This window comes from Vibrio sp. SNU_ST1 (assembly GCF_030563405.1).
GTDB lineage: Bacteria > Pseudomonadota > Gammaproteobacteria > Enterobacterales > Vibrionaceae > Vibrio.
In genome coordinates this window covers 682380-709350 of sequence record NZ_CP130748.1, presented here as the reverse complement: position 1 = coordinate 709350, position 26971 = coordinate 682380, and the positions used below count along the sequence as shown (strand labels likewise).

The following is a 26971-nucleotide window of genomic DNA, read 5'->3' as shown; positions in this document are numbered from 1 at the left end:
ACTTACTCCTGCTCTTCCAGATCGGCAGCCGCTAACCTTGCAGCCTGTAACACAAGTGTTGAATACATACGCGACTCAGCAGCCAGCTCATCATCCCATTTGGGCCAAATGCGCGAGATGTAGGTATCTCTCCCCTCTCCCGTAAAAGCGAAGCTGTCATTAAAAGTATCGGTCATTTTCTTGAGCGACTTCTCTTCATCATCGACCCACTTTCCACGGCTAAAGCCCGCTTCAACGCCAGCCAATGCGGTTTTCGGGAAGTAAGGCAGTGGTGCTGTCATGCCTTGATAAAACAGTCGTACTAACTCAGCCAGTAAACTCTTCGCCTGCTGCGCATCGCCTATAGGCTGTAGCATTTGGTGAACAACGCCCTCTTTTCTGTCATAACCAATAATATGGGTCGTCTTTCCGTGTCCCATCACTGCACAACATAGATGATCAATCCACGCTGCCAAATAATCTTGAGAGCGTATTTTACCGCTACGGAAACGAACTAGACCCGATTGATAGTTTTGAGTTAACCAGCCCATCAAGCGAACAGGTTTGCCTTCGCCTAACACATCAAATTCGATATTAACTTCAAGATCTTGTTGCGGTGATCCGCTCACAAATCGAATCTCTTTAGCTAAGTCTTCCGCTTGAACACGGTTGGTTTCAAATTCGATATCACCAAAGGCTCCGACCGGTAAACGACCTTGTGCTTTTTGCTCAGAGACAAACAAGCGAACCGCTTCGTCTTCGCCTTCAGGGTGGTCTAGCAACACTTGCAGCAGAGCATCCTTAAGCTGGAAACTCTCTAAACCATTAAGTACGAACGGCTCATCGTCTTCCATCACAGGAAGCGGTGGCTCAAACACCACTTTTAAACGGCGATTAAAGAAGTATTGCACCGGCAAGCGCCAGAAACGTTGCAGCTCAACCAGATCCAATTCCAACGGATACGTTGCACCCAACAAATAGTCATCCAATGCACGGTTAAATTCACCACTGCGCTCACCGGAACGGTTAGCCGCAGGTAGCCACTCTTTGGCGTAACTCAATACATGGCTTGCGTCACCTTGTGTAAAGGCTGCGGGACTGAACGGCGTCATGGTGTGCTCAAAGCTGATCGCTTGAGTCAGCTTGATACCAGAATCATCACTGGGTAGTGATTGGTCTTCACTTAAGCAATAGTTCTGCTGGCAGTACTCTATTAACTCTGAAACGAGTACCGATGGCACTCGCTCGGTATTATCTTGAATTGAACGGCCGACATAGCTGATGTACAAACACTCTTGCGCCGACAACATAGCCTCTAAGAATAGGTAGCGACTATCTTCTCTCCTAGATCTATCTCCGGGACGAGCTCTTCTCTCTAACAAGTTAAAGCTCTCGACAGGGTTTGATGGCGGATAAACCCCATCATTCATACCCAACAAACAAACCGTTTTGAACGGAATAGAACGCATCGGCATCAAGGTACAAAAGTTAACTTGGCCAGCTAAGAAACGCTGGCTAATACGCGCGCCAGATAACTTATTATTGAGGTACTGGTAGATGATGCTTGGCGATAACTCTTGTTCGTACAAGGCATCATCAAGCTGCTCATTCAGTTGAGAAAGCGCGTCGCGAATCGACTTAAGTACCACCTCGCCTTCTAGCTCAACCGCAAAGAAATCATCAATCATTGTCAGCAAGATTTCACGCCACATATCGATAGATTGTGTTTCAGTTAAGCGTTGACGGTAATGGGCAATACGATCGATAAAGTGAGCTAACTTACCTGCAAGTTCGGCGTTAATGCCTTGAACTTCGTTATAAGCGGCAATCGGAGAATGCTCGGTTTCAAACAACCCCGCAGAATCCGACATCGCATAGCCCAACAACATGCGCTGAATGCCGAATAGCCAAGTATTTTGCTCGGTCGCAGGTAGATCAAATTCTGTCGCTGTTGAAGCATCAACACCCCAACGGATACCCGCTTCTTCAACCCACTGCTTGGCTTGCTCGAATTGAAAATCGTCAATACCAAAGCGTGCCATCATCGCAGGAATTTCTAATAACTCTAGCAACTCAGAGGCTAAACAGCGCGTGTTCGGTAGCGCGACCAACTGCATGAAGGCGGTCAGAATTGGGCTTTCTTGGTCTGCGGTTCTATCAGAGATCGAGTAAGGGATATAACGCTCACCCGGAGCATTACCAAATACCGCCTGAATCGCAGGGCTATAAGCATTAATGTCAGATACCATTACGATGATATCGCGTGGTTTTAGTGTCGGATCGGCATCAAACATCGCCAGTAGCTGATCATGAAGGACTTCAACCTCACGCATTGGGCTGTGACAAGCGTGCACGGTCAGAGAGCGATCGCCAAGCTCAACCACCTGTTTATGGTGGCTGGAATCCAAGATGTGGTCGTCTTGGTGCTCTTCTAACTGGAGAATATCGGCTTGCAGTTGATGAAGTAGGTTATTCCTCTCAACATCAATAAAGAACTCATGCTCTTCGCTGTCTGATTGAGATAGTAAAAACAGGTTATCTCTGCCCAGCTTACCCATAGACGCAAGTAAACTATTACCCACGGCTTGGCTGGTGTGCAGTTCATCTTCAACGTTGGCTTCAATGCCATCTTTCAATGGTGATACTTCGCCTTCTAGTTGAGGTAAACCATCAACCAACGCAAACTGCTTACGACGCTGGGCTTCAACTCTTGCCAAATATTTACGGTCGCGAATATCGCCCCAGTAATGTTGGCAAGGATTGGTAAACATCAGATGAACATCAATCTGTTCGCCCAGCGCTTTCAACGCATCCATGTAACGAGGAGGCAACGAAGAAATACCAAACACAAATAAGCGTTTAGGCAGATGCTGCAATTGACCTTGTTGACTGGCTAGCGCTTCAATGAAGTCGTGATACAAGTTGCCACGGTGGTATTTTGATTGGCCTTGAGACAGGGTTTGCTCATAGAGTGCGTGCCACAAAATCGGTTGCCAAGGGTGCTCTTGCTGCCCTTCATCATCGACCAATTCAGCAACGGGCTCTCCCGCTTCCCACATCGCCATCCATTCAGGTCGATACACCAAGTAACCATCGAAGATATCGGCAATTTTCTCTGCCAATTGATACAGCTTCGAATCATCTTCGTCGTTTTCAAGATAGCGCTGTAAAGGAAGAAAATCAGGGTGGTCAAGCTTAGCGGGTAGCAAACTCATCAGCTTCCACGTCATCGCTTCTTTGTTAAAAGCACTACGTTTAGGTACATCAGGAAGCACTTGGGTAAACATATCCCAAATGAAGGTTGCAGGAAGAGGAAAGTCTATATTTGCTGCTACACCAAACTCTTTGGCGAGTTCCATCTTAAGCCATTGAGACATACCTGGGCTCTGAACCAAGATCTGCTCTTTTTCGAAAGGATTGGCTAAAGGATCACTTTTGATTAAGTGAACGAGGAGAATTTTTAAAGTATCAACTTTATTGGAATGGTAAACAGTAAACACAACGCATCCTAACTACCCTGATTACATTATTTTAAGAATATCATAAACACCTGTATTTTCAGACTAAAAAACTACGTAAATGACGTCTCCCACCAAGAAGTACCAGATCAATAACATCAAAGGTTATTAAAACTATCCTCAACTCTACTTCCTTAAAAAGTCATTTTAAAAAGTCATTACAAACACAATAAATTTTGATGCATAAATATCCCGCCACTTGAATAACATCCTTATTATATAAATGATTCACAGTTATCTTTCTACCTAGTTTTATTAAAAAACCTTACCAAAATAAATTGTATATGAAAATTTAAAACTATATGCTATGTGACGTATTTAAATTGAGTGGAAATTATGAACATATTTATAAAAAAACTGGGAAGCCAAGAGTCAGGCTATTCAGGAAACAAACCCGACCAACGAGGAAAATACATTCTTATTCCTACCAAAAGTTGGGAAGTATTTCCTCACTTATCCGAGACTCAACTCAACCATACTAAAATAATAAAACTATACACAAAAGAACAACACTCAATTGCGTTAAACATTGTCTTTCACAATGCTAAGTTTTTTCCTCACTTGGGGCTTACTCGCGCTCATAATGAAATTAGAATTTATAGAAACAACAGTATTGATGATGCATTATCGCTAGATCGAAATATTATTATTGTAATGATTAGACTAAGCAATGATGAGTATTATATTGATTCAATTCAAGAGAGTGACAATGACTACCAAGACTTTGAAGCACTACTCAAAGAATGCATAAAAAATGGAAAATTAGATGTAGAAAAGCTCAAAAATACAGAGAGATTCTTCGATTTATCTGATATAAAAAAATCAGATAAAGAGATTGAAAATATTGGTGAAATAATCAATAGCACTTCGAAATATGTAAAGAGTGGTAGTGCAGCAAGAAAACAACAAGAGCACCACCCTGATGATCCTAGTGGGATATTTAGTACACTAATTAAATCTCAAAGCGAATTTGCAAGCTTTGTTCGTGAAATATATGGCAACAAATGTGCAATTAGAGGAACATCGCTAATAGATAACCACCATACAGGTTTAGAGGCTGCCCATATTAAGGCTGCTCAACATGGAGGGCCACTATTACCGTCAAATGGGATTTTAATGTCAAGTGACTTACACAAGTGTTTTGACCAAGGTTTTTTCAGCCTCAATGATGACAATGAGATAATTATTAGCTCGAAGGTCCCTAACAAGTCTGAACTGTATCAATTCAAAGGAATTAAAATAGCGCCAAATAACCTAATTTGTTCTCCATTTCATGAATATAACAAACATCATAGAGATGAACATGAAATATCCGACAATTAATATCAGGGTTAAATAGATAATATGTTAATATAAAAACACTTTTAGAAGATTCCCCCGGGCATGCCCGGGGAACTTACCGTGACAACGCTAAAGCGTTAACCAAATTTACAAACAGCTTACGCTGTAATTTTGGAATTAGCATTCATCCACGGGTAAATCCGTATTTTTGCATTCACAGAATAAATTTCATTAATTTTAAGCCAACCATTTTTTACTATGTATTATCTTTGTCAATCTATCAATATTTTTGAAAGAGATAATGCAACATACTTCGCAAATAACGGTGGAACAGCATTTCCAATCATCTTGTAATTCGCACCTTGAGCTGCACAAAACTCAAAGTCATCAGCAAAAGTTTGTAGTCTTGCAGCCTCACGGACCGTGATACTTCTCGATTGTTCAGGGTCTGGATGAATATGTCTTAGACCATCTTTATATAAATGTGCAGGTATCGTATTACTCGGTAAATTAGGTCGTAGTACATGGTATTTATGTACAGAAGAAGATTTTCCTGTTTTTTCTGTATACAGTTTTTTAAGTGCATCACTGTGAACATACTCATTTTTCCCACTTCGTATGTCTTCAGCTAAAAGGGAAAATATTTCTATGTCACGTACGTTATGGAAACGAGGTTCATGATTTAATACCTTTTGTTTAGAATATTCCATTTTATGTGATGTTCGAGCTACTGCATTTTCTATTGGAAATATCTGAGGTAAATCACCTATAGCTTCATCAACTGTCGCTTTAATATCAACTTTATATGAGTTTAGCTTTTTATAGAATTGTTTAACTTTGTTCTCACAATCAGAAAAGGCATCTTTTCTTAGAGCTACAATAATCACACGCAACCTTTTTTGAGGGACTCCAAATTCAGAAGTATCAAATAGAGCATCACGCTTCAAGTTAGTTGAAATATAGTAACCCGCATCATTGAAAGCTTTTGTTACTCGCTCAACAATTGAAACACCGCCAGGAGCTGCACTCAACATTCCTTGAACATTCTCAAAAATACAAACTTGTGGTTTAAAATGAGAAACTACCTTCATATAGGATTCAAAGAGAAAATTTCGGTAGTCATCGTGCATACCATTTTCATCGCGAATACGACCCGCAATTGAGTATGCTTGGCATGGTGGACCACCAATAACAGCATCAACGTTGTTACTGCCAACTAGCTTATTTAACCCTGTTGAGTTTCCGTACTCTGGATCGTTGTCATAGCCAAAGAGCAACTCATCTGTTCTTTGGATATCAAAATGGAGCATTGAAGAGTTCGCTTCACTATAGTTCCAACGTGTAGATAGGCGTTGGCGTAAAGTATGGACTGCATGTTTATCCCACTCAACTCCTGCCAATAGCTTAAACTCCCCAGATTGTTTAAAGCCATCAGTTAAACCACCACAACCTGCAAACAGGTCTATAGAATTTAGCATCATTATTTTTCCAACTTAAGAATTTGATTACCGATCGCTAGGCCTAGTAACGGTGGGACCGCATTACCAATTTGTTTGTATTGCTGTGTCTTTGGACCAACAAACTGAAAATCATCAGGGAAAGATTGAAGGCGAGCATTTTCACGCGCACTTGGTACACGATCCCACTTATAGTGAAAGTGGTTACGATGGCCAGTATCGATGGTCTTAGAAGGTTTTTGGCTATGATAACGAGTCCAAGCTTCATTGAATTTACGAGAGTCACCGACACCCGGCGGTAAGTCTTTGTGATTACCACCTTCTGGTACTTGACGAATTACAGAAACAACAAGTTCCGTATGACGAGTTCCGACATGATTAAACAATTGAGTTGCATTCTTGCGCATCAGTGATTGATACTCACTTTGCGGAGCCATAATGTAATCAGACACTTCTTTGCCAAGTTCTGATTCTAAAGTAGGTAAATCTCCAATTGCCTGCTCACATGTAACATAGTTTTCTTGAGTGTGGCTAGGCTTAGGGAACTCAAAACGCTCACCGTTCAAGATCCCTACAAAAAACATACGTTTCCGAATTTGCGGAATGCCATAATCTGGTGCATACATGAGTTTTTCTGAATTAGAGTACCCAAGGCGAGCAAATTCAGCCAAGATTGCAGTTCGTGCTCTCCCTTCATACAAATTAGCTATTCCCGGCACGTTCTCGATCACAATATATTTAGGCTTGATACGTTCTGCCAACTGAAATACCGAATAGAATAGCTTGTTGCGCTTATCATCCTCATTACGAGTTCCGGTTAATGAAAAGCCCTGACACGGTGGGCCCGCAACAATAACCTCCACTTCACGACCATTTAGCTCTTCAACTATAGAGTCAATACTTTCAGGTGCGGATAAGTCTAACTGCATAGGCTTGGCGTGAGGGTGATTGTGCGCAAATGTTTTTAAAGCTGGAGCATCTATATCAACACCAATCACGCATTCAAAACCAGACTGTTCAAAGCCATGAGATATTCCTCCGCATCCGGAGAATAAGTCGACTAATAATCGTTGTTTTGACAAGGTAGAGCTCCAATTGAAAATAAAAAACACTGGATATTAGCACAGTTATAAGTTCAATTGAAATGCTTCAAATCAGCATTCTGGTCCGGTCTATTTCAGGTATATTGATGGGCTAAGTGATTTCAAAATTAAGGTAAGTGCCGAGTTTGGATTAGCAATATAAGCTGATGAAATACTGAAAACTTAAGGCCCGTTTATCTTTTGAACTATTGCTTCTTACAATCTACTGCCTACCGCACTTAGAACACGGTGAGGTTTGTAATTCATGTAATAACGAACCGCCACATAACCCACCACAAACGTTGCCACAATCAATTCTAGATACGCTAGGTTGAAGACTTGATCCACATAGTGAGTTTCCACACCAACAGTTTGCATCCAAGCTGCCAATTTGAATAGCGCCGTTGCACCAATCACGATTGGGAATGTAAACGCCGCATAGCCTGGGCTGAAAGGCAGACGAAGTAGTTTGAAAAACGCGATGTAGATAATAAACGTCATCAACACTGCAATACCAAAGAGTAACCCAATGATCACTGGCGAAGGATTTGCCGTCACCGTTAGGTAGCCTGCTAAAGATAAACTGGCTGGTGCCGCCATAATCGCAATGGTTGGTTTTGCTGCGTCTGGCACTTCATGAGAGAAGATCAAACGGTAGATCATGAGAGGTAACATTACGGCATAAACCAATAAGCCAAAGACTAAAGTCGCATGAGCTACGGGTTCTAAGATCGGGTTACCTGAAAAAGAAACGTCTGCCACGATAATACCGATTGGTGGCACAAACCAACTTGGCACCATGTGGTGAATCTCAAAGTTTTTAGCTCTGTGGTATAAGAAGCTCACCAAGAACACGACATGTAACGCTACCGAAGCGAGCCACATAGCTTCTTGTAAAAATTGAGAGATTGGAGCCAACGAAGCAGACACCACCATGCACCCCATCGCAAATGTAGGTACAACACTGCCGACAACAGGGTGAGCAAGATCTTCACGTAATAAGTGGCCGTGAATCAAAAATTTCACAGCTAAAACAAGAAGCAATATCGCCGCTATACCAGCACTGATCCACTGCACCAAACCCGGTGTGTGCAAAATACCTTGTGCGACTAAAACACCATCCCAACACCAGCCTAAACTTGCAATTGCGAGTGCTAACCCTGCCATGGGTGTTGGAGCTCCTGTTAATCTATATTTAATACGTTGAATCATGTCAGCCTCTCTTAAACTTAATTCACTAAACTTGTGAACTCATCAGCTTGTTGAAGCCATAATACGCTTGCGCTTCGTTAAACAATATCCAATTATATATAACAAGCGTTCATTAATGCTGAACGACACCTTTCCACTAGCAACGCAAAACCAGGAACCTGATGGCTAATATTTCAATCAAACAACTCAAAGTGTTTGTCACTATTACCCAGCACTCGACGCTTACGACTGCATCAGAAGCGCTATTTCTGTCTAAAGCAGCTGTCAGCATGGCGCTAGGAGAAATGGAGAAACAGTTAGGTCACTCTCTATTTGACCGGGTCAACAACCGATTAATTCTCAATCAAGAAGGTCAAAAATTACTTCCTTTGGCTGACGAGATTCTTCATAGAGCCGCAGGTATCGATGTTTTGTTCCGCGACGACCAACCGTTAAGTGGTAATCTAAAGGTTGGCGCGAGTGACACGATTGGTAATCAGGTCGCACCGTTTATTCTGTCTGGCTTTCGCGAGCTAACTCAACATCAAGATCAGAGCTTATTCATTTCAAACAGTGCGCTGATCTGCCAAAAGTTGGTTGATTATGAACTGGATATCGCGTTAATTGAAGGAAAAACACTCCATCCGGAGTTGATCTCTAGCCAGTTCAGTAGCGATGAAATGTGTATTATCGTTAGTAATCAACACCCTCTCAATTCAAAAGAAAAAGTGATTTTAAGCGATTTAGAAGATAGTCATTGGATTTTACGTGAGTCGGGGTCTGGCACTCGCGAGTTTTTTCTTCGTGCCGTCGCACCACGCATCGAACATTGGTATGAATCCTTTGAGCTCAACACGACTGAGGCGATCATCAATTCTGTTTCTGCCAATCTTGGATTCGCGTGTTTATCACGGTTAGCAGCGCAACGAGCAATTGACTCTGGCCGAGTGAAAGCACTCGATGTCCCACTCGACATGAAACGTCGATTCTGGATGCTGGTCCATAAAGACAAATATCAAAGCCCGCTGCTGAAATCTTTCATGAGTTATTGTGAAGACTGGGCTACACATCAAGATTGAGGCCGCATTGTTAGGGCTCCAACTGGACTTTTAACATCAGAAACTGTATAAAAAGCCAGTAAAATTTATCAAACTTAGAGGATTAACCATGGCTGTAACGGTAAACCGTTATTCCCCTCGTTCATTGCTCTCTGATAATCTAAAATTTCATCTAACAATTTCAATTGGTTATATGACTCTTCGTGCTCAAAATACGATTCATCGAACGTATTAACGCAATAACTAGTGAAGTCTTTCGCTTGTTCAGGTTCGCTTAAATCTGTCTTACCTTTGAGCACTGAGTCAGTAATAAACCTATGGAATACGTTCTTAACTTTCTCGCTTGCGTTCGTACATTCATCTAGTGATTTTTTCTTTAGTTCTTCTAGTTTTTCTAGATGTACGTAGAACAGATTAGCACCCTTGAAACCCATTTGATAAGCGACCGAAATAAGCCCGATATCTTCTAGTTTCTTGATTGCGCGTTGAATGGTTCGCTTGCAGTAACCTGCATTACCTGTTTTGTTGAAGTGTCTTTCTATTTGGCCGTTTGACTGTGAGAAACAGTCTAGGTTGTGTTTGGTCTTGAAGTGCGTATCTAGATAGCAAATTTGGTCTAGAACTTCGTTCTGTGCGGTAGTTAGTGCGGTTATCATGGCTGTATAGTCCCATAACGAAGAAAGGCACTACTAGGGGTATCTCAAAACGGGTTCTATACAAAACCCTGACCAGTCTCACGATACTGGCTCTCACCCTAGAATAGTGCCTTTCAGTAATTCAACTCTGTTGGATTGTTTAAGCCCAACAAAATAAGATTACTAGTTGTGTGCGCTAATGGTTGTTTAGTCCACTAGTGCGTGTATAGATTTGCTTGATGTGAAGTCTATCAAATGTGATCGTCATTACAACAAGTTTTTACCCTTAGAAAATCAAATGATCAAAAAATGATCTGTTACTATTAATAGTTATAGTTTGTACCTAATTTACTGTTTTTATTTGAATTTTCTTTAAGGGGTGACATTCAGTGACTACTTGTGATTTTACGTGATTTCATGTGAAGCACTAAGAAAGACTAACAGCAAACTAAGTGAGTTATACACGCCTGTGATTAATTTAACTGTGAGTAAGTTTTCGAAGTGAAAGCTCAGATAAAACAAAACCCGCCACAAGGACGGGTTTCTAGTTACATAAAGTGCTTAACGATGTCTAACATGGTAAGCACTAACTGTAACTGTACCAGTGTAAGAACTAGCGGACTTTGCATCCGTTATTCCTTTTACTGCGTAGCCTAGTAATGTTTTAAGTTGGCTACTATGTTGATGATTATACTGTAGGGCGAACCTATCAAAGTATGGTTTAGACATAAATGCCAAGTCCACCTGATTAAAAATCAGGTCATCATCATCACTCTTTCTCATCACTATTGAAGCAATGCTTCTATACAACATATAGTATCACTGTGATTATTATGGCGCAATATACGCACTGTTTTTATGAACATTATTCTGCTAGGTGCTCTTGTAGCTTCATAAGTGAATCACAACCCTGATAGAAACCATCCTGTAAGATTGCTTTCTGAATCACTTGCATAGCGTCTTGGTGCGTAACTCGTAGATGTTTAGCCAATAACGGTAACACTCTGTTAATCGCTTCAGGACTGTTAACACTATGAATCTTGTTTCCTACCTTGATGCTAACAAACACATTATCACTTTCAATTATGTAATCCATATCAATTCCTTACCTGCGCTTCTTGGTAGGTCTTTCACGTTCAGCTTTCTGTTGAGCCGCTAAGATTGTATTGCGTTGGTCAATAAGCATCTTGTTAAATGCTTTAGGATCAATGATTGCACCTGACGGGATATTCAAAGGGGCATTGATAACTGTCTGTTTTGGCATACCTGATTTGTTGCTATCTAAGAACTGAGATAAGTCCTTGTTGATATCGCTTTGTACAATTCGCTCGCCTCTGTGAGCCATAATCAAGCCGTCATCCTGTAGGTATTCAGTACCTACCTCGAATGATGCAACACCACCTAAACTAGTTGCTGCAATACCTGCTAATGAAGTGCCTAACGTAGTTGCCGCTTGTGCTTGTGCTACACCAAAATAGGCCGCACCACCAACACCAAGTGTTACAGCATCAATACTAGCTTTCGCCTGTGAAATGCTTGCTAGAGTCGCGTAGTAGCTAATTGTTGCTGTAGCTGCCGCGCTTGCCTGTTCAAGTAAGAATGCTTTCTTAATTGCGTCTGCTTCTTCATCAGTTGCGCCTTTAAGGTCATTTGCTACTTGTGAATAACCCGCTGCTGCTTGGTTTCCTAGTTGCGCGATTGCTTGGTAGTAAGCTTGTTGTTGCTCAAATGAAGTAATTGTATTTGCTAGTTCTGCCTGTTGTCGTTGTTGGTCATACTTTGCGTTAATAGCTGCTTCTTTCGTTCTGAATGCTTCTGTTTGCTGTAGCTTTTCATCGTACTGACTCTGTAGGTTAAGTAGGTCAAAGTTACGCTGCGCTTCAATACGTGATTTGTCTTCAGCAACATAACCAAGTGCAACGGCTTGTAAGTCTTGCTGTGCTGATTGCTCTAGTTGCTTTACTGCTGCATTAAACTGTTTTTGCTCTCCTAGGTACTTTTTACGCTCTGAAGCAATCAAAGCATTCTCTGCTTTAATTTCAGCTTCTGAAATACCTAAGCCTAAGCTATCAGATCCATATGTTACGCTTTCCAGTGCTGCTTTCTGGTCGTAGTAAGCATCGATTAGCGTACGTGTTGCTTGTATCTGTGCTTCTGTTGCGCCAATACCTAAGCGTTGCGTTGCTTCGTACTTTGATAGCTCTCTGTCATTCAAACCAAGTGTATTAATCTGGTCTGCGTACTGTTGGTTAAGTTCTGCGAATGCATCCCTTGAATTTGTAGTGTTACCGCTTAAATCATCGTAACTAGCTTGTAGTTTTTTAAGGTCTGCTTCTAGGTTTGCAACTAGGCGTTGATTCTCTAGTAAATCATCACTAGTAGCGTTTGTTGCTGCGTGAAACTTTTCAACTGCGTAAGATGTATTGAGCCATTGATTTTCAGCACGTTTTACTGCTTGTTCAGTACCTTTAATCTCGTTCTTGATTTTGGTCTGTTCTATATTAGCGTCTGCTAATTGTTCAGTGTAATCCTTGATTTTCTTCTCAATATCTAGCTTAGTGATTCTTTGCTGTTCATTGCTTAGATCACGCCATGCTGAAATATTAGATTCTATCTCATCTGTGCTTTGTGCTGTTGCTGTTGCTACTGAACCAACTGCTGCACCTACTGCGATTAACGCACCAATGATTGCACCACCTGCACCAAAAGCACCCGCGATTTGTGAGCCTTGCTGACCAAATACAACCCATGCATTTGTCCCTTGTTGCAGTTGTACCGCTACATCCTGCATTTGGTAGCCCATTTGCCCCGCCATATATCGAACGTTCTTAACTACACCTTTTGATTGCTGCTCTGTTGTTTTACCGAACTTAACAAAATCACCCTCTGCTTTTCCTAAGCTTTCTCTAGCTTGTTTTTCTATCTCTTTCATGCCTTTTCTAAAGTCTTCGTCTGACACTCCAAAAAATACATTTACATTACCTGCGTATGCCGCCATATTATTTCCCTATATACAAAAAAAGCCCCGCCCAAATAAGGGAAGGGCTTATATTATTTTTTAAACTTGCGTTTCTGTGTTCGCTTGCGTAACCAGAAATACATTTATAGTTCTGCTGTCATAGCAACTAGTGCAAAAGTATCTTTCTCTGTGAAGGCAAACTTATTAGTTTCTGTAATCTTCAAAACATCAGGTTTTGTAACTTCATCAATAGTCTGATTACCTGTCATTGCTACAACATCAAATGCATTCATCATTGAACCGAAATACATTGTGTTGTCGTCCAACTGATCACAGATAACAACCTCATAGCGACCTAGAAGTAGACCGTTTTGAATAAGCCAAACTTGCTCACCCTCTGCTGTAATAGAACTAGCAAAATCAACAAAGTTACTCTTATTACAAAACAGTTTGCTATCTGCGTCATATGCATCAGGAATCTGTTTTACTGCACTTGCTAGAAATTCATAAACTGTTCTAACATCACTACCCCATTCACCAACAAAACCTGATTTTAAGCGTAATACTTCTTCTGTTTGCGTTAGTGGTGTACGTGCATCTACAAAACGAGTTGCAATATTAGCTACTGCTTTGTTAGCAATTTCATTTGATAATACAGTTCCTACTAGCATTGCTGTGTTTGATTCAATATCAAACTTAGAAAACGATAGCACTTCATTAGTTAATTCTACGCTTGAAGCTACTTTTACAAAGTCAGCAACTGTTGTTGAATAACTCTGTACTGTAGAAGGTGGAATAACCGCACCTTCTGTAGCGTCCATAATAGAAGGATGTGTAACATATACATTTCGATAATTCGGATTATCTGTGTAATGTTGCCCCATGTTTGTAATTAGAGAACTAGTATTAAATGCTTGTTCTGTAATTGCTGCACTTAGTTCTGGTGCTGTTAATTTAGGGTCATAATTAAAAGCCTTAAGTGATTGTAATGTTTTCATATACAACCCCTTATGCTTGAACTACTAGTACAGCTAGTGCTTCGTGGTCAGCTACAATAGAACCAAATAGGGAATCCATATAGAAACCAACTGTATCAGGGATAGTAAACTGGTCTTGAATAAAGTGTGTTGCACCTGAATTTGGTTGTAATAGTTCATATGCTTCTGAGAAGTCACCAAATACAACGGGTGCGTTATTTGCTGCGATTACATCCATTGTTTCATTTAGAATGATTGGTGCGCCAAATAGAGATAGACGACGAACCCAAACACCATTAGATTGAATGTTATTAATCTTAATCAGTGAATGACCATCATTACCTTTTAGCGTTTGCATAAGGAATGAAAGTGTATCTGGATGCATTGCAAAGCTTGAGCTTGCTTGGCTGCGTTCTGGAACTGTAAGCATTAACTTATAAAGGTTTGCTTCTAGTTTTGCCGCGTCTGTACCAATATCTGAAGCTGCACCGCTTGCCACTGCTGCAAATACATCACGTGCGCGTGTTGCTGCGGGTTTAAGTGCTTCTGCATATGAATTAGCACGATCAATAGCCGCGTTTGTAATACCGCGTAACTGTTGCGGGTCTGCCTTTGTACCTGTGCCTGTACCGTCACCATGTAGTACTTGATCTTGCATTGTAATTTCAAACTGTTCAGCTAGTAGCTTAATAAGGTTTGATTCCACTTGTACGTCTGACTGTTCCATTACTTCATTAGTAAGGCGAGGGAACGAATACATTTTCGTGTACAGACCTGACAAAACATCATAGTCCTGTGCCGCTGTTTCTGCTACAGCTACAAACCCCGTGTTTTCTGCTGTTAGTTGTACTTCAGGGCGAACAGTCAAAACTGTACGGCGGTAATCTAAGTTATCTGTAGAACGTTTACCAACTGCTGATAGAATCGCGCTGTTTTGAATTGCTTGCTCAATAACGTTTGTATTAAGTTCTGATTCATATAGAGCTGTATTACCATCTAGCGGTAGACCTTTCTCACTTGCAAATTCAGTGTATGTAGGTGTGCCTGATTTAATGAACTGCTTAAGCTTTAGCTTATTAGTCTTTTTATGCTCTTTACCTGCTGCTGTTGCAACACGTACTTTATTCTTTGTATTTGCGTCTGAAGCAACACTAAGTGCTTCTTGTACTTCTTCATTGATATCATTTAGTACTGCTTTAATACCCGCTACTGATTGGATATTTTCAATTCGTTTGGAATCCATATTCTTTCCCTTAATAAATTAGGTTGTTTTTGAGGTGCGCTTAATTGCGCGTACAACTTATTTATCAGTTGGGAAAGTGGGGTATTTCAAAATACTAAATATATATAGTTATTGATCGATTGTTATAACAAAATTCTTTTTTATATATAAACCACCTATAGGTTTTTATGCTTGCTAGGCAAATACGGATTGAATCGTTTACCTGCAATTTCATCAGTAACTATTATTATTAAATGCATAGGCTATTTGGTTTACCTAATTAGTATCGATTTAGCAACGGGATGTTGTCAGATATGAAAAGTTAATAATAAATGTGCGACTTTTCCGATAGAGAGTTTCACAATAAACTAATTAAAATCCTGTATGTTAATCTGTCTCCACAAGTAACGTGACACATACAGGCATAAAAAAAGCCCCATACTTAATTGTATGGGGCTTTTTCGTATCTGTATTATTTGGTTTTGTTGAGGTCGTCTGGTGCAATATCATATGATTTACATAAAGCTTCAAAGTTGTAATCTTCCTGACAGAACTTAATAATAAAAGCTCTCACCTTTTCTGATTCATCTGTTTTCTTTTCTTTCGCTGCTAAATTATCAAGCTGTGCTTTCTGTTCTGCTGCTTGTTTAAGTGCTTCCTGTCTATTCATCTCGGTTTTCCTCATATACACGCGCAAAGTATTGTTTCTCTTTTGATAACTGGTATTTGTTCCACTTATCTAGATTACTTGTAAGTGTTGCCTGTGTGCGTTGTAGCGTTTCTAATAGGCCGTGTTTCTTTACAAGTGTATTTCCTTGCGGGTCTTCCTTCGTATATGTAAGGCCGTCTTTCTGTACCTGTTGCTTTAATATATCAACTTGAGCTGTCAGTATTGCAAGCTGTTCCATTTGCGCAATGTCACCCGTAGTAACATCTATTGCATCATTTAAAAGCTCTTTGTATACCTTGCGTTCCTTCGCTGTTAACTTCATTTCTTGTTCCTTATTTTATGCACTCTTTATGCACTATTTGAATAAAAACCTCTCACTAACTGGTCTGACCTGTTCACTTTCGTCACTAGCACAGGGCAGTGAACCACACGCGGTCTATGGTCGATATAGCCCCGCACCCTTGAAAACTCGTTGCAAAACAAGCACTTACTAGTCATCTAAAAATATATCAAGAGGGTGTACTATCTAGTGAGTACATAATGATTATGCTTATGATATTCACACGCATTGCATATCTATGCATGTTAGTGTGTGCTAATGCTGTATAGGTGGGGTGTATATGAGGGATGTATATGAGGGTGTGCTATAGGGCAACACCTGCAATTAGGTAATTCATTTCGTTTAGATGTTCCTGCATTACTTCTTGTTTCTTGCTCTCTGTATATAAGGGGTGCTCATTAGCTAAATCAATCAATTTATCTAATACATCTAACCTATCTGTAGTGCGTTGGTGTTCTTTGCGTAGTCCTTGCAACTCCATAATGTCATACTCATCTAGGTCGCGTGATAACTGCATTAGCTTGGTAAAGTCACACATAACACTATCTGAATAACCTAGGCTCTCTAGGCGTTTCTTAATGAATGGTAACGGTACATATAGTTCTTTTTTCATGGTTTGTTCCTTGTGAGTATTCCCATACTCTCTAATTCTTCTATGTTGTTATTGAAGCTATTAAATGCCTCATCTAGTGATAAGCTGTTCTTTCTTAATGCATGGCTGTTAGTGCCGTACCAGTTTGTTGAATTAAACAGGCAATCAATAATAACCGCGTGTAGTGCTTCTTCGTAATCAATTATTTCAAAATCCATTCGATAAACCTTATATAAATAGTTATGACATTTCAAAGTCACTTTCTTGGTTTACGAATTAGCCCTTTCTATTATTAGTTAGGGCTTTTTTGTGTCTGTAGGTTTTGTACTGCTTTCTGTAGTGCTAATACGTATTGCTCTTGTTGCTCTTTATTAAAGCACTGCTTGCTGATTAGCTCTGTAATATCTTTGGTTGCTTTGGCTTTCATTGTCATTTCTATATATTAAAATTGAGGTGAGTTTTTCCCCTATACCTATTTAATCGATAAGTGGGGATTCGCTTGGGCGTGATAAAACGAGGGGATTCGGGGAGGGGAAAAAGTTCCCCTTTCCTTATATATATATAAGAGAAGGGGAAGAAATTCCCACTTGAAACAAATCACTTACTTGGCATTACGTAATACTTGACCTTTCGGTTGATTACTTCCTTAATCCCAAATGTATCAATTTTAGCTATTACTTGACTGACTAGAGAATCATCCTTGATTTGCTTATCACTAACGCCTAGCTCTTTTAGGTGTGCTTTGATTAGGTCGCGTGTATCTTTTCCTTTTCTCTCCACATCCCACCCAACCAATCCAATCCAATCACCGACTACAGACATTGCGCACTTACTAACAATGTTAGCTGAACCTTTATATAGCTCCCCGCACAAGTCCTTGATAAAGCCGTCAGGTAAATCCTTGATGTAATCCTTACCATTACACAAGTGAAGCTCTCCAACCGTGTCTAGTTCTAGCAACCCTTTATCATAGATGTCTTTATTAACCACTAGAACGTGTTTCGCACCTTTACTGCGATATCCAGTATTTCGACCAATGGCTTGATTTACCTCATCACTAATAACGGTTTTCATTGCTTCAAACTCTGTACAGTTTGTTGCTGTCATGACTGGGGCGATTTTATACGGGTGTGGATGAGTAACAATTGTAAGGATATCTTTATCCATTAAATCATTACTTCCTTTTGCAGCTTCAAAGCTCATCGTTGCTTTATCGTTACCATCTGCAATAACCATGTACCCGTGTTTGGTCGCGTACTCGGCAATAGTTTCACCAAATGTATTACGTGTTGAACGCGTTACTAATACCTGTAGAGAATCATCAATAATAACAATCCCCTCACCTACGTTGTCACTTTTAACAACTGGCATATGTTGAGACTCAAAGGCGCGTAGTAGAGACTTTTCAGCACTGAATAACACAAACTTAGTGTTTGAATCCCAATTATCAAAGCTTTCGCTGAGGTGCTTCATATTGCTAGCAAACTGTTGGATTCGTTCATCTGCTGATACTTGAACATCCACACCATAAGCTTTTGCTTTACCCTCAACTGATAAAATGCGGTCTAAGCGCATTTCATCCATGAGAATATAGCGACCTTTGAACATGCGAACCAGTTTACCTACCTGAACCTTTGCAATAGTCATACTGATAAACGTAGAGTTTCGCATACGGTCGTAGTTATCACGACACTCTGCTTTGATATCGTATAGCTCACTCGCTGTAATGTAACCTTGATTAAACATGGTGGTAAGTGCTGTACCATACTGGTCTGGTTCTAGGTCTTTATATAACTCGTTCAAGGCCATTGATGCGCCTTTTCCTGCAACCTCTTCTACAATCTCGCCTGTACCTTTGATAACCACAAATTCAGGGTTATTCTTTGCGAACTCATCGCGGTTGTATCGGGTATTGGTACAAAATACAACCGGCGTTGATAGTGCGCTTGTGGGGAACTCATTCTGTAGATAACTAGCGATAGCACCCGCAACACGTGACTTACCATCACCCGCATTAGCTACGTATAACACCGCGTGATTGCAGTGTAACTTGTTCACAATCTCACTTGCTTTTTGGTCGTATTCATCCCAACTCTTACCCACTTCTTGCACTTGCTTCTGAACAACGTGCTCATTAATCAAATCTTTCCAACTCTTCATTACTTACTGTCCTTGTATCGCTTCAATGCGTTTTGTAAACCTCTTTCACTAAATCCAGTAGCTTCAGCTATCGAAGCCCACGTATAGTTTTCACGTAGGCAAATGACCTTATTAACTACGTCATCAGTGATTTCTCTTGGTCGGTGCGCTTTGTGTAGCGACTTATCTTTAAGCTTTTTAGTGTCCATTACTTTTCCTTGGTTTTTGCGGTACTTTGTGCGGTATGAAGCTATGAAAAAGGCGAGTTTGAAACTCGCCTTATCTCTTATTATAACATTTTTTACTAGTTCGTTTCTTGGCTAGAACTCGCTGAAACCTTCTTAAACTTATCGCGTACCGACTCCAATTTAACATCCAAATGATTACCCGCTAAACCTTGCTTATATAGGTTCACCACTTGGTCTTCGTTTAACGCGTCCGTAGTCGTGCTATGAACTAACTTGTTGCGTAACTTCACCGAAACTTTCACGCCTTGCTTAACTTGTTTGGTCGTAACTTTAGCTAAAGCTCTTAGTTCGTTGATGTTCATCTCAGTGACTTTGTTTGTCTTCTTCTCAAACTTCGCTAACTCTTCGAATAAATCCATGGTATTTCCTTTTCTTTAGGCAATAAAAAACCCGCACTGTTTAGGCGCGGGTATGTTCATTTTGCTATAACACTAGATTTCGGAGTTATTGCAGAATTGACGAAAACAGAGCTCAAAAGCGTGACTCAAATCACAAACAACCCTTAAGCAAGTTTAATAAGTATTCGACATTCACTTATTTCTCTAAAGAATGGTCTAGGTTCGACAAGTGCCAACCGTCCGTATGTTGGTTAGATAGGTACATTCTCCTAGCTCCATTCTTCAATTGAATCAGTATCATGTTGCTCTCACGTCCACTCTTAAACAGTTCTATTCTAGATACTAGTGAACCTAAAAGTGCGTTCATTCTCTGTCTTGATTCGGTGTTATCGTAGATTAAAGATTCATGCTTCAACCGTTCAACTTCTTCAAAATCCTGCTCTCGAACTTCAACAACGTTTAGCGATTTAAGCTTATCTATCTGTTCGTTCAGTTCCTTAGATACAAAACCCTTAGCTTTCAACCATTCGATGTTAGTACCGTCCGTTTCCAGTAACGTATCAAACTCTGATAGATTCGTTTCCAGAACACTTATACGCGAACGAATAACGTTTTCTTGGGTATCATCCCGCTCAACTTTGAAGTCTTCAATGCTCAACTTGTCAGAAATAAGTTCTAGTAGTGCGGGTTCGTACATTTTCCCCGTCATGTTGCTGTTCGTACATGGGTTATCTGAAGCCGCTAGACGGTTCTTACTAGCGCAACGAATGCGAATTTCGTGCATTACACCGTTCTTCTTTCTGATATCCGTATACATCTTGCTACCGCATTCAAAACAGTATGAAAGACCATCAAATATTGACGTTATCTTTCTAGTTCTCTGTCTCTTAGTTACCGTTCTAGTGCCAGTAACGCTCAAAACTTGGTTGAATAAGGTTTCACTTACTATTGGTGGATACAGCAACAAGGGCTTATCTAGGTTTGATGATGTCATATAACCCATTACACGGTTATCTTTGTACAGGTTAACCACTCGTGAACGACTCCATAGCTCTGTGCTCTCACTGATAACACCATCTATGCGTTTCTTGCTCGGTGTTGGGTATCCTTTCTCGTTCAACTTTGCCGCTACGTACTTTGGTGTTAAACCACTAGCTACTAGCTCAAGCGCATCAATAACAATATCAACCCACTTTTGCACAACCGTATACTGTTCTTTGGTTCTACTAAGCCAGAACGGATATGAACCAGACATATAAGGGGTTTTGTTAGTTACTGCGTTTGTAAGTGAGCGTTTACTGGCATCACCTATGCGCTTACTTAATTTCTTACTGTAGTCATGCGCCCCATACACTTTAAGTATTAGCAGTATCTTAGATCCAATATCTGAACCGTTACCCTTGCGTGAAAACACCTGATAACTCGTACCATTAGGTTCAACAACACATACATCAACATAACGCATAAGACGTAGTAAAAGTTCTTCACCATCATCTGGTTCTAGTCGTGTAAGTCGGTCAACTTCTTCAACTACTAGAAGCGGCAATGGTGCTTTATGTAGAACAAGTTCACCCTGCTCAAGCTTATAGATAAAGTTACCTAACGCTCCGTTCTCTAGCACGTTTTTACCTGTAAAAGCTGACTTACCTTTATCGTCCATAGCTAGGTCACGCCTAGGGTTAACACCCGTTGCAACTATGAACGACTCGAACACATCACCCTGCCTTTCTAGGCTCGAACCATCACTTTGTTGATCTGAGCTAAATCTTGCGTAAGGGATTGCATCCCTACCTGTAAATTCCATAAAATAAACCTTATACTGACCTTAGATAACCTTACCACTTAGGGGAATAAACTACGATGACTGTTATCGTCAAGTACGTGGTCGAACGCAACGGAGAAGAGAAAATGACTTTTACCTCTAAAGCCGAAGCTGACGCATACGACAAAATGCTGGATATGGCTGATGAGCTTTTTGAACTGTTAAGCAAAAGCGATTTAGTTGAAGATGAAGGCAAGCAAGAAGAGCTTGCAATGTACCTAGCGAAGAACAAAGAAGAAGTTCTTTACGCATTAGGTGCTAAGCGTAAACCAGCTCCGAAAAAAGAAAAGAAGCTTGAAGCTGTTGAAGACGCAGAAGAAGATGCCGCTTAATTAGCTTGATTTTTTTCTAAAAAACGTCAATTACTCTCTATAGACAGAGGTCGTAATTGGCGTTTTTTTATACTTGTCGAAATATAATGAACTCTGTTTATAGTCGAAATCGCTCTAAACATTCGCTTGCACAAAAGTGTGATAAAGATCTAACCTATAGCCATCAGGTGATGGGGTTCCACCTAAGCTTTCGCTTCAACCGCCCGTTCTTTTGAACCGTGCTAATGACTCCTACAGAATCGAAAACAGGTAATACTGTTGGATGTATCGCTATTCCTCCATTTTGAAATGGACTTAGTCTATCCAGACCGAGCTTCATGACACCTTTGGATTATCGATACTCAAGATCTGTAGTGAATTAGCCGCACCTCTTCCAACACGTCCTGTTTTCTCAACGCCCTAGGTCTTAAATGGCTCTAATAAGTGAGAAAACAATATGCACTACTCTTCAGAAATTCAATCAATGTGCCCTATTCAAAGGGGTGATCTTCACAATTCAGCTCCAATTCCAGTTGAAGGCGCAATGGTTAGCCCAAAAGATGTCATCGCTATTTCTGGTTTAAGCCATGGCGTGGGCACTTGTGCACCACAACAAGGTGCCGCAAAACTAACACTGAACGTAAAAAGCGGCATCATCGAAGAAGCGCTAATCGAGACTATCGGCTGCTCTGGCATGACGCAATCTGCCGCGATGGCTGCTGAAATCCTCACTGGAAAAACCATTCTCGAAGCACTCAATACAGACTTGGTCTGCGATGCGATCAACGTAGCCATGCGCGAAATCTTCCTGCAGTTTGTTTACGGTCGAACTCAATCCGCATTCTCTGAAGGCGGCCTAGAAATTGGCGCCGCATTAGAAGACCTAGGTCAAACACAACGTAGCCAAGTGGGTACCAGCTACTCAACCGCAGCGAAAGGCGTTCGTTACCTTGAGCTAGCCGAAGGTTACGTGACCAAGCTTGCACTTGATGACCACAGCGAAGTGATTGGTTACGAGTATCTCAACCTCGGAAAAATGATGAAAGCGATTAATCAAGGTGTGCCAGCCAATGAAGCGGCCGACCTTGCTACAGGGACTTATGGTCGCTTCGATGAAGCCGTTACCACCATTAACCCACGCCAACAATAATTTTTGCCAATTTAGAGGAAAGATATGATGAACACTCAATTTAATGAATCAGTAACTCGCGTATTGGCAGAAATGAACTTCGACTCTTTAGAGCAAGCGAACCAATACTGCAAAGCCCACAACGTTGATCCAAAAGCCTTGGTGATGGACACCCAACCAATCGCTTTTGAAAGTGCTGCCGACGCTTATATCCTTGGCTCAGCACTAGCAATATTTCGTAAAGCCACCAGCGCAGAACAAGCAGCGAATATCATTGGTGAAGGCCTTCAAGCATTTACTAAACCCGGCAGTGTTGCCGAACAACGCCAAGTCGGTATTGGCCATGGCGCGCTAGCTGCTCGTCTTCTCAATGAAGAAAGCCATTGTTTTGCTTTCCTTGCGGGCCATGAATCTTTTGCTGCTGCAGAAGGTGCAATAAAAATCGCACTCAACGTCAACAAATCACGTCACAACCCATTGAAGGTAATACTAAATGGTCTAGGTAAAGATGCGGCTTACTTAATTTCTCGCATCAATGGTTTTACCTATGTTCGTACTCAATACGATTACCAAACGGGTGAGCTTGTTGAAACAGAACGTCGCCGTTTCTCACAAGGCCCTCGCGGCGACATCTTGTGTTACGGCGCCGATGATGTTCGTGAAGGTGTCGCGATCATGCACCGAGAAGAGGTAGACGTAAGTATCACGGGGAACTCAACCAACCCAACACGCTTCCAACACCCAGTTGCGGGTATCTACAAAGCAGAGCGTACTCGTCAAGGCTTGCCATACTTTTCAGTTGCTTCAGGCGGTGGTACAGGTCGAACTTTACACCCAGATAACGTGGCAGCAGGCCCAGCGTCTTACGGCATGACAGATACCATGGGCAGAATGCACGCTGATGCTCAGTTCGCAGGTAGCTCTTCTGTCCCTGCTCACGTAGCAATGATGGGCTTCATCGGCATGGGTAACAACCCAATGGTCGGTGCGACGGTTGCATTGGCTGTGGCAGTGAGCGAATTTCAAAATGCATAAAGTTGAGCAGCACAATCTACCCATGGAATAGAGTCCGTAAACTGAGAAACAAGTAATAACGGACGACCAAAACTCTACACCTATCACTAAAACCAAACAGCCAGCCTTATGCTGGCTGTTTTTTATCCATACTTGCTCTACTATCTATTCCTAATAATTATTTGTATCTAAGATTAAATACACAACCATTTGTATTTAACCGTATCTTTTCAAAGGAATAATATGAAAGAGCTCATCATTCATACCATTACCGTGTTCATGGGCTTTTTTGCCATTATGAACCCTATCGCTAATACGCCAATTTTTCTTGGATTAACCGGTGACAATGACAGGGAAACAGTCAAATCGATCGCTTTCCGCTCGGTATTCATCGCCTTCATAATCGTCAGTACTTTTGCTGTGTCGGGTAAACTCATCTTCGACCTATTTGGTATCACACTTTACGCACTTCGCATCACTGGCGGGATCCTAGTGTTCTTGATTGGCTTCCACATGCTGCAAGGTGATTCAACACATGCCAAAGCAAAAGAGAAAGTGAACTCAGACGCCCAGAAAGACGCTGCGCTAAGTATCGCCGTCTCACCGCTGGCAATGCCAATTCTCGCAGGCCCCGGCACCATTGCCACTGCAATGAACTTTGCCAGTACCGAGGGGGTCTATGAAACCATCATAACCATCGTCGCTTTCGGCCTGCTATGTACCTTAACCTATATCTTGTTTGTATTCGGCGAGCGATTTGTTAAAGCTGTCGGACCAAGTGCATTAAACGTGATAACCCGAATGATGGGTTTGATACTCGCAGTCATCGGTATGCAGATGCTGATTGAAGGGATTGAACAGGCTTATAAGGCGCTGTTTGTTTAGAGAAGACGATTCAAACGAGAGTATTGATTAAATTACAAGCCAACTGGTGTTGATCTACAACACTTTCTCATTGCAGAAAACTATCTCCAGAAAGACAAGCAATATCATTTTACAGACTTTATCCTAATGCGCCCTTTCATAACGAGGGCGCTCTCTTTATGATGAACGGAATTAAATTAACTTTGCTAACGGCAGCGCTTGTTATTCGAGTCGCTCTTATGGAATAGCAAAATCAAGACTCAACACATGGAGATTCAACATGGCTTACTTTTCACTAGCCTTCGGTACGGCAACCAAAAACCGCGACAATAAAATCATTGAAGCGTTCTTCCCTAACCCACTTCTAAACCCAAGCGACGCTCTTGTTGCGGCTGTTGGTGAAGTTGCAGGTTACACTGAAGGTAATCAAGCTATCGAAATCTCTGCTGCACAAAGCGCAGAACTAGCGAAAGCATTCGCAGCAAACGACGATGCTGCAAACGCATCTTTCGCAGAAAAAGCAGCAGCATCTGAGCAGCCACTTGTTCTTGTTGTTCTTGCAACTGACGAGAAGCCAGCATCTGTTTCTGAAGGCTTCCTAAAGCTACAACTTATCTCTAACCGCCTAGTACAACCACACGGTACGGTACTAGACGGCATCTTCGGTCTACTGCACAACATCGCATGGACAAACGAAGGCCCTATCGATCTTCCAGAGCTAGCTGAGCGTCAAATCGAAGCTCGCCTTGCTGGTCGCGCTCTGTCTGTAGATTGCGTAGACAAGTTCCCTAAAATGGTGGATTACGTGGTACCAACAGGTATTCGTATTGCTGACACTTCTCGTGTTCGTCTTGGTGCACATGTGGGTGAAGGTACAACAGTAATGCACGAAGGTTTCATCAACTTCAATGCAGGTACTACCGGTGTGAGCATGGTTGAAGGTCGTATCTCTGCGGGTGTTGTTGTAGGTAACGGTTCTGATATCGGCGGCGGCGCTTCTATCATGGGTACGCTATCTGGTGGCGGTACTATGGTTATCTCTATCGGCGAAAACTGCCTACTAGGCGCAAACGCTGGTCTTGGTTTCCCAATGGGCGACCGTTGTACGGTTGAGTCTGGCCTTTACGTGACTGCGGGTACTAAGGTTCGCATGCTAGATAAAGAAGGCAACGAAGTAGAAATCATTAAAGCTCGCGACCTAGCTGGCGTTTCTGATCTTCTGTTCCGTCGCAACTCGATCACTGGTCAAATCGAATGTCTAGCGAACAAGTCCGCTGTTGAACTGAACAGCGAGCTACACAGCAACAACTAATTTCCGTTTAGCTAAAACATTAAACCGCCGAAGTAAACTTCGGCGGTTTTGTATGAAAACAGTAGTTTTTGACAGCTAAATCATATCACTGACTAGCGTTCTTGTTTAAAGCTCCTGCTAATCCGTAATGAACCTTATTATTTACCAATAATAGCTTCAAGTGCACCGATTTGTCCGTACCAATCCATGTTGTCCCACATAAGGTATTCTTCAGCAATCTGACCATCTTCCCAACGAACTAATGTAACGATATGTGTACTGAACGCTTTGCCGGTTGGCTTGAGTACTCGGCCATCTATCAATGGCATAGGTGTATCCCAAGTCCCCTTAATAACACTCATGCCAGCTGTCCAGTCACCGGATCCAAACTTGATCGGGTGCTCAGTGATCTTGACATCAGAATAAGTGCTAAAAAGCCATTCCATTTCCGCTTTATGATTATGTTCCCATCCTGAAGTAAGAGAACCATCAGGATTAATAACTTTGACATCAGCAGCATGAAGGTCACCTATCATATCCAGATCATGATTTGTAAAAGCGACTAAATCCATTTTGTCGTACCGAGCTACATTGGCCGCTTCGAGCGTCTTTTCAGCTTCATACATTGCGACCTTTTCTTCTAGCTGGTTAATCTTTGCTTTTAATACCTTAACATCATCATTTCCAGCAAAAGCAGATGCACTGCTTAAAGAGATAAGTAGAGTAAGTGGGAGTAAGAAATTTTTCATTGGATCTTCCTAGTATTGTAAGTATTTGCTTGACGAAAATCATTCTAATTCCATTACATTTAAAGAAAAACCATCACACTAAGAAATGATTATTCTCCATTTAAG

General features: G+C 41.3%; 26 protein-coding genes and 1 riboswitch. Of the genes, 7 read left to right on the top strand and 19 right to left on the bottom strand.

Annotated elements, in window-relative coordinates:
• Positions 1–2: 2 nt before the first annotated feature.
• Positions 3–3479 (bottom strand): exodeoxyribonuclease V subunit gamma, encoded by a 3477-nt coding sequence (gene recC, locus Q5H80_RS03115; protein WP_304568665.1) that lies wholly within the window; start codon positions 3477–3479, stop codon positions 3–5.
• A gap of 354 nt (positions 3480–3833) precedes the next feature.
• Here recC and Q5H80_RS03110 point away from each other — a divergent pair, with 354 nt between their 5' ends.
• The gene (locus Q5H80_RS03110; protein ID WP_304568663.1) at positions 3834–4820 is read left to right on the top strand and encodes an HNH endonuclease; all 987 of its coding nucleotides are present in this window, start codon (positions 3834–3836) and stop codon (positions 4818–4820) included.
• 230 nt (positions 4821–5050) lie between these two features.
• Here Q5H80_RS03110 and Q5H80_RS03105 read toward each other — a convergent pair whose 3' ends face one another.
• The 3 genes from Q5H80_RS03105 to Q5H80_RS03095 form a co-directional block, all read right to left on the bottom strand.
• Entirely contained in the window at positions 5051–6259 is a 1209-nt protein-coding gene (locus Q5H80_RS03105; protein ID WP_304568661.1) for a DNA cytosine methyltransferase, read from the bottom strand.
• Complete coding sequence (locus Q5H80_RS03100; protein WP_304568659.1) at positions 6259–7317, bottom strand: DNA cytosine methyltransferase; 1059 nt, start codon at positions 7315–7317, stop codon at positions 6259–6261. The genes Q5H80_RS03105 and Q5H80_RS03100 overlap by 1 nt, the downstream gene beginning before the upstream one ends.
• Before the next feature lie 216 nt (positions 7318–7533).
• Positions 7534–8529, bottom strand: coding sequence for a TDT family transporter (locus Q5H80_RS03095; protein ID WP_304568658.1), 996 nt, complete (start codon positions 8527–8529; stop codon positions 7534–7536).
• Between the two features lie 161 nt (positions 8530–8690).
• Between Q5H80_RS03095 and Q5H80_RS03090 the strand changes: the two genes are divergently transcribed.
• Positions 8691–9587 carry a LysR family transcriptional regulator gene (locus Q5H80_RS03090; protein ID WP_304568656.1) on the top strand — a complete coding sequence of 299 codons (897 nt, stop codon included), beginning with the start codon at positions 8691–8693 and terminating at the stop codon, positions 9585–9587.
• Between the two features lie 74 nt (positions 9588–9661).
• Here the strand turns inward: Q5H80_RS03090 and Q5H80_RS03085 are convergent, their stop codons facing one another.
• From Q5H80_RS03085 to Q5H80_RS03020, 14 genes are all read right to left on the bottom strand, one after another.
• A complete protein-coding gene (locus tag Q5H80_RS03085) occupies positions 9662–10222 on the bottom strand; it encodes a hypothetical protein (protein WP_304568654.1) in 561 nt (186 codons plus the stop codon).
• An 844-nt stretch (positions 10223–11066) separates the two neighbouring features.
• Positions 11067–11297: a hypothetical protein gene (locus Q5H80_RS03080; protein WP_304568652.1), complete on the bottom strand. Its 231-nt coding sequence runs from the start codon at positions 11295–11297 to the stop codon at positions 11067–11069.
• Positions 11298–11306: 9 nt separating this feature from the next.
• Positions 11307–13199 (bottom strand): hypothetical protein, encoded by a 1893-nt coding sequence (locus tag Q5H80_RS03075; protein WP_304568650.1) that lies wholly within the window; start codon positions 13197–13199, stop codon positions 11307–11309.
• Positions 13200–13303: 104 nt separating this feature from the next.
• A complete protein-coding gene (locus Q5H80_RS03070; RefSeq protein ID WP_304568648.1) occupies positions 13304–14158 on the bottom strand; it encodes a phage major capsid protein in 855 nt (284 codons plus the stop codon).
• Between the two features lie 10 nt (positions 14159–14168).
• Positions 14169–15380: a phage major capsid protein gene (locus Q5H80_RS03065; protein WP_304568646.1), complete on the bottom strand. Its 1212-nt coding sequence runs from the start codon at positions 15378–15380 to the stop codon at positions 14169–14171.
• Between the two features lie 451 nt (positions 15381–15831).
• Entirely contained in the window at positions 15832–16029 is a 198-nt protein-coding gene (locus tag Q5H80_RS03060; protein ID WP_304568644.1) for a hypothetical protein, read from the bottom strand.
• On the bottom strand, positions 16022–16351 hold the full coding sequence (locus tag Q5H80_RS03055) for a hypothetical protein (protein ID WP_304568643.1): 330 nt from the start codon (positions 16349–16351) through the stop codon (positions 16022–16024). Before Q5H80_RS03055 ends, Q5H80_RS03060 begins: the two co-directional genes overlap by 8 nt.
• A 322-nt stretch (positions 16352–16673) precedes the next feature.
• Positions 16674–16982, bottom strand: coding sequence for a hypothetical protein (locus tag Q5H80_RS03050; RefSeq protein WP_304568641.1), 309 nt, complete (start codon positions 16980–16982; stop codon positions 16674–16676).
• Positions 16979–17179 (bottom strand): hypothetical protein, encoded by a 201-nt coding sequence (locus Q5H80_RS03045; protein ID WP_304568639.1) that lies wholly within the window; start codon positions 17177–17179, stop codon positions 16979–16981. Before Q5H80_RS03045 ends, Q5H80_RS03050 begins: the two co-directional genes overlap by 4 nt.
• 74 nt (positions 17180–17253) lie before the next feature.
• Positions 17254–17388 carry a hypothetical protein gene (locus Q5H80_RS03040; protein WP_304568638.1) on the bottom strand — a complete coding sequence of 45 codons (135 nt, stop codon included), beginning with the start codon at positions 17386–17388 and terminating at the stop codon, positions 17254–17256.
• Positions 17389–17558: 170 nt separating this feature from the next.
• On the bottom strand, positions 17559–19121 hold the full coding sequence (locus Q5H80_RS03035) for a hypothetical protein (RefSeq protein WP_304568637.1): 1563 nt from the start codon (positions 19119–19121) through the stop codon (positions 17559–17561).
• Positions 19121–19309: a hypothetical protein gene (locus Q5H80_RS03030; protein ID WP_304568635.1), complete on the bottom strand. Its 189-nt coding sequence runs from the start codon at positions 19307–19309 to the stop codon at positions 19121–19123. Before Q5H80_RS03030 ends, Q5H80_RS03035 begins: the two co-directional genes overlap by 1 nt.
• A 95-nt stretch (positions 19310–19404) precedes the next feature.
• Positions 19405–19707, bottom strand: coding sequence for a hypothetical protein (locus Q5H80_RS03025; protein WP_304568633.1), 303 nt, complete (start codon positions 19705–19707; stop codon positions 19405–19407).
• A gap of 175 nt (positions 19708–19882) precedes the next feature.
• Positions 19883–21490: a recombinase family protein gene (locus Q5H80_RS03020; protein ID WP_304568632.1), complete on the bottom strand. Its 1608-nt coding sequence runs from the start codon at positions 21488–21490 to the stop codon at positions 19883–19885.
• 56 nt (positions 21491–21546) lie between these two features.
• On the opposite strand from Q5H80_RS03020, the gene Q5H80_RS03015 reads away from it, so the two are divergent.
• From Q5H80_RS03015 to dapD, 5 genes are all read left to right on the top strand, one after another.
• Complete coding sequence (locus tag Q5H80_RS03015) at positions 21547–21840, top strand: YebG family protein (RefSeq protein ID WP_304568631.1); 294 nt, start codon at positions 21547–21549, stop codon at positions 21838–21840.
• A gap of 157 nt (positions 21841–21997) precedes the next feature.
• Positions 21998–22081, top strand: a riboswitch (Fluoride riboswitch).
• A gap of 195 nt (positions 22082–22276) precedes the next feature.
• On the top strand, positions 22277–22969 hold the full coding sequence (locus Q5H80_RS03010) for an iron-sulfur cluster assembly scaffold protein (protein WP_076654648.1): 693 nt from the start codon (positions 22277–22279) through the stop codon (positions 22967–22969).
• Between the two features lie 24 nt (positions 22970–22993).
• Entirely contained in the window at positions 22994–23983 is a 990-nt protein-coding gene (locus Q5H80_RS03005) for a GGGtGRT protein (RefSeq protein ID WP_304568625.1), read from the top strand.
• Positions 23984–24205: 222 nt separating this feature from the next.
• Positions 24206–24847, top strand: a complete 642-nt coding sequence (locus Q5H80_RS03000) for a MarC family protein (protein ID WP_304568624.1) — start codon at positions 24206–24208, stop codon at positions 24845–24847.
• 259 nt (positions 24848–25106) lie between these two features.
• Complete coding sequence (dapD, locus tag Q5H80_RS02995) at positions 25107–26138, top strand: 2,3,4,5-tetrahydropyridine-2,6-dicarboxylate N-succinyltransferase (protein WP_304568623.1); 1032 nt, start codon at positions 25107–25109, stop codon at positions 26136–26138.
• 137 nt (positions 26139–26275) lie between these two features.
• Here dapD and Q5H80_RS02990 read toward each other — a convergent pair whose 3' ends face one another.
• Complete coding sequence (locus Q5H80_RS02990) at positions 26276–26866, bottom strand: ester cyclase (RefSeq protein WP_304568621.1); 591 nt, start codon at positions 26864–26866, stop codon at positions 26276–26278.
• Positions 26867–26971: the final 105 nt, after the last annotated feature.

Bases quoted from the DNA above. Each gene is read 5' to 3' on its own strand.
- Q5H80_RS03000 (WP_304568624.1), top strand. From the start codon at position 24,206: ATGAAAGAGCTCATCATTCATACCATTACCGTGTTCATGGGCTTTTTT.
- Q5H80_RS03005 (WP_304568625.1), top strand. From the start codon at position 22,994: ATGATGAACACTCAATTTAATGAATCAGTAACTCGCGTATTGGCAGAA.
- Q5H80_RS03040 (WP_304568638.1), bottom strand. From the start codon at position 17,388: ATGAAAGCCAAAGCAACCAAAGATATTACAGAGCTAATCAGCAAGCAG.
- Q5H80_RS03110 (WP_304568663.1), top strand. From the start codon at position 3,834: ATGAACATATTTATAAAAAAACTGGGAAGCCAAGAGTCAGGCTATTCA.
- Q5H80_RS03015 (WP_304568631.1), top strand. From the start codon at position 21,547: ATGACTGTTATCGTCAAGTACGTGGTCGAACGCAACGGAGAAGAGAAA.
- Q5H80_RS03095 (WP_304568658.1), bottom strand. From the start codon at position 8,529: ATGATTCAACGTATTAAATATAGATTAACAGGAGCTCCAACACCCATG.
- Q5H80_RS03020 (WP_304568632.1), bottom strand. From the start codon at position 21,490: ATGGAATTTACAGGTAGGGATGCAATCCCTTACGCAAGATTTAGCTCA.
- Q5H80_RS03080 (WP_304568652.1), bottom strand. From the start codon at position 11,297: ATGGATTACATAATTGAAAGTGATAATGTGTTTGTTAGCATCAAGGTA.
- Q5H80_RS03070 (WP_304568648.1), bottom strand. From the start codon at position 14,158: ATGAAAACATTACAATCACTTAAGGCTTTTAATTATGACCCTAAATTA.
- Q5H80_RS03085 (WP_304568654.1), bottom strand. From the start codon at position 10,222: ATGATAACCGCACTAACTACCGCACAGAACGAAGTTCTAGACCAAATT.
- Q5H80_RS03010 (WP_076654648.1), top strand. From the start codon at position 22,277: ATGCACTACTCTTCAGAAATTCAATCAATGTGCCCTATTCAAAGGGGT.
- dapD (WP_304568623.1), top strand. From the start codon at position 25,107: ATGGCTTACTTTTCACTAGCCTTCGGTACGGCAACCAAAAACCGCGAC.
- Q5H80_RS03050 (WP_304568641.1), bottom strand. From the start codon at position 16,982: ATGAAAAAAGAACTATATGTACCGTTACCATTCATTAAGAAACGCCTA.
- Q5H80_RS02990 (WP_304568621.1), bottom strand. From the start codon at position 26,866: ATGAAAAATTTCTTACTCCCACTTACTCTACTTATCTCTTTAAGCAGT.
- Q5H80_RS03045 (WP_304568639.1), bottom strand. From the start codon at position 17,179: ATGGATTTTGAAATAATTGATTACGAAGAAGCACTACACGCGGTTATT.
- Q5H80_RS03030 (WP_304568635.1), bottom strand. From the start codon at position 19,309: ATGGACACTAAAAAGCTTAAAGATAAGTCGCTACACAAAGCGCACCGA.
- Q5H80_RS03065 (WP_304568646.1), bottom strand. From the start codon at position 15,380: ATGGATTCCAAACGAATTGAAAATATCCAATCAGTAGCGGGTATTAAA.
- Q5H80_RS03075 (WP_304568650.1), bottom strand. From the start codon at position 13,199: ATGGCGGCATACGCAGGTAATGTAAATGTATTTTTTGGAGTGTCAGAC.
- Q5H80_RS03025 (WP_304568633.1), bottom strand. From the start codon at position 19,707: ATGGATTTATTCGAAGAGTTAGCGAAGTTTGAGAAGAAGACAAACAAA.
- Q5H80_RS03035 (WP_304568637.1), bottom strand. From the start codon at position 19,121: ATGAAGAGTTGGAAAGATTTGATTAATGAGCACGTTGTTCAGAAGCAA.
- Q5H80_RS03090 (WP_304568656.1), top strand. From the start codon at position 8,691: ATGGCTAATATTTCAATCAAACAACTCAAAGTGTTTGTCACTATTACC.
- Q5H80_RS03105 (WP_304568661.1), bottom strand. From the start codon at position 6,259: ATGATGCTAAATTCTATAGACCTGTTTGCAGGTTGTGGTGGTTTAACT.
- Q5H80_RS03060 (WP_304568644.1), bottom strand. From the start codon at position 16,029: ATGAATAGACAGGAAGCACTTAAACAAGCAGCAGAACAGAAAGCACAG.
- Q5H80_RS03055 (WP_304568643.1), bottom strand. From the start codon at position 16,351: ATGAAGTTAACAGCGAAGGAACGCAAGGTATACAAAGAGCTTTTAAAT.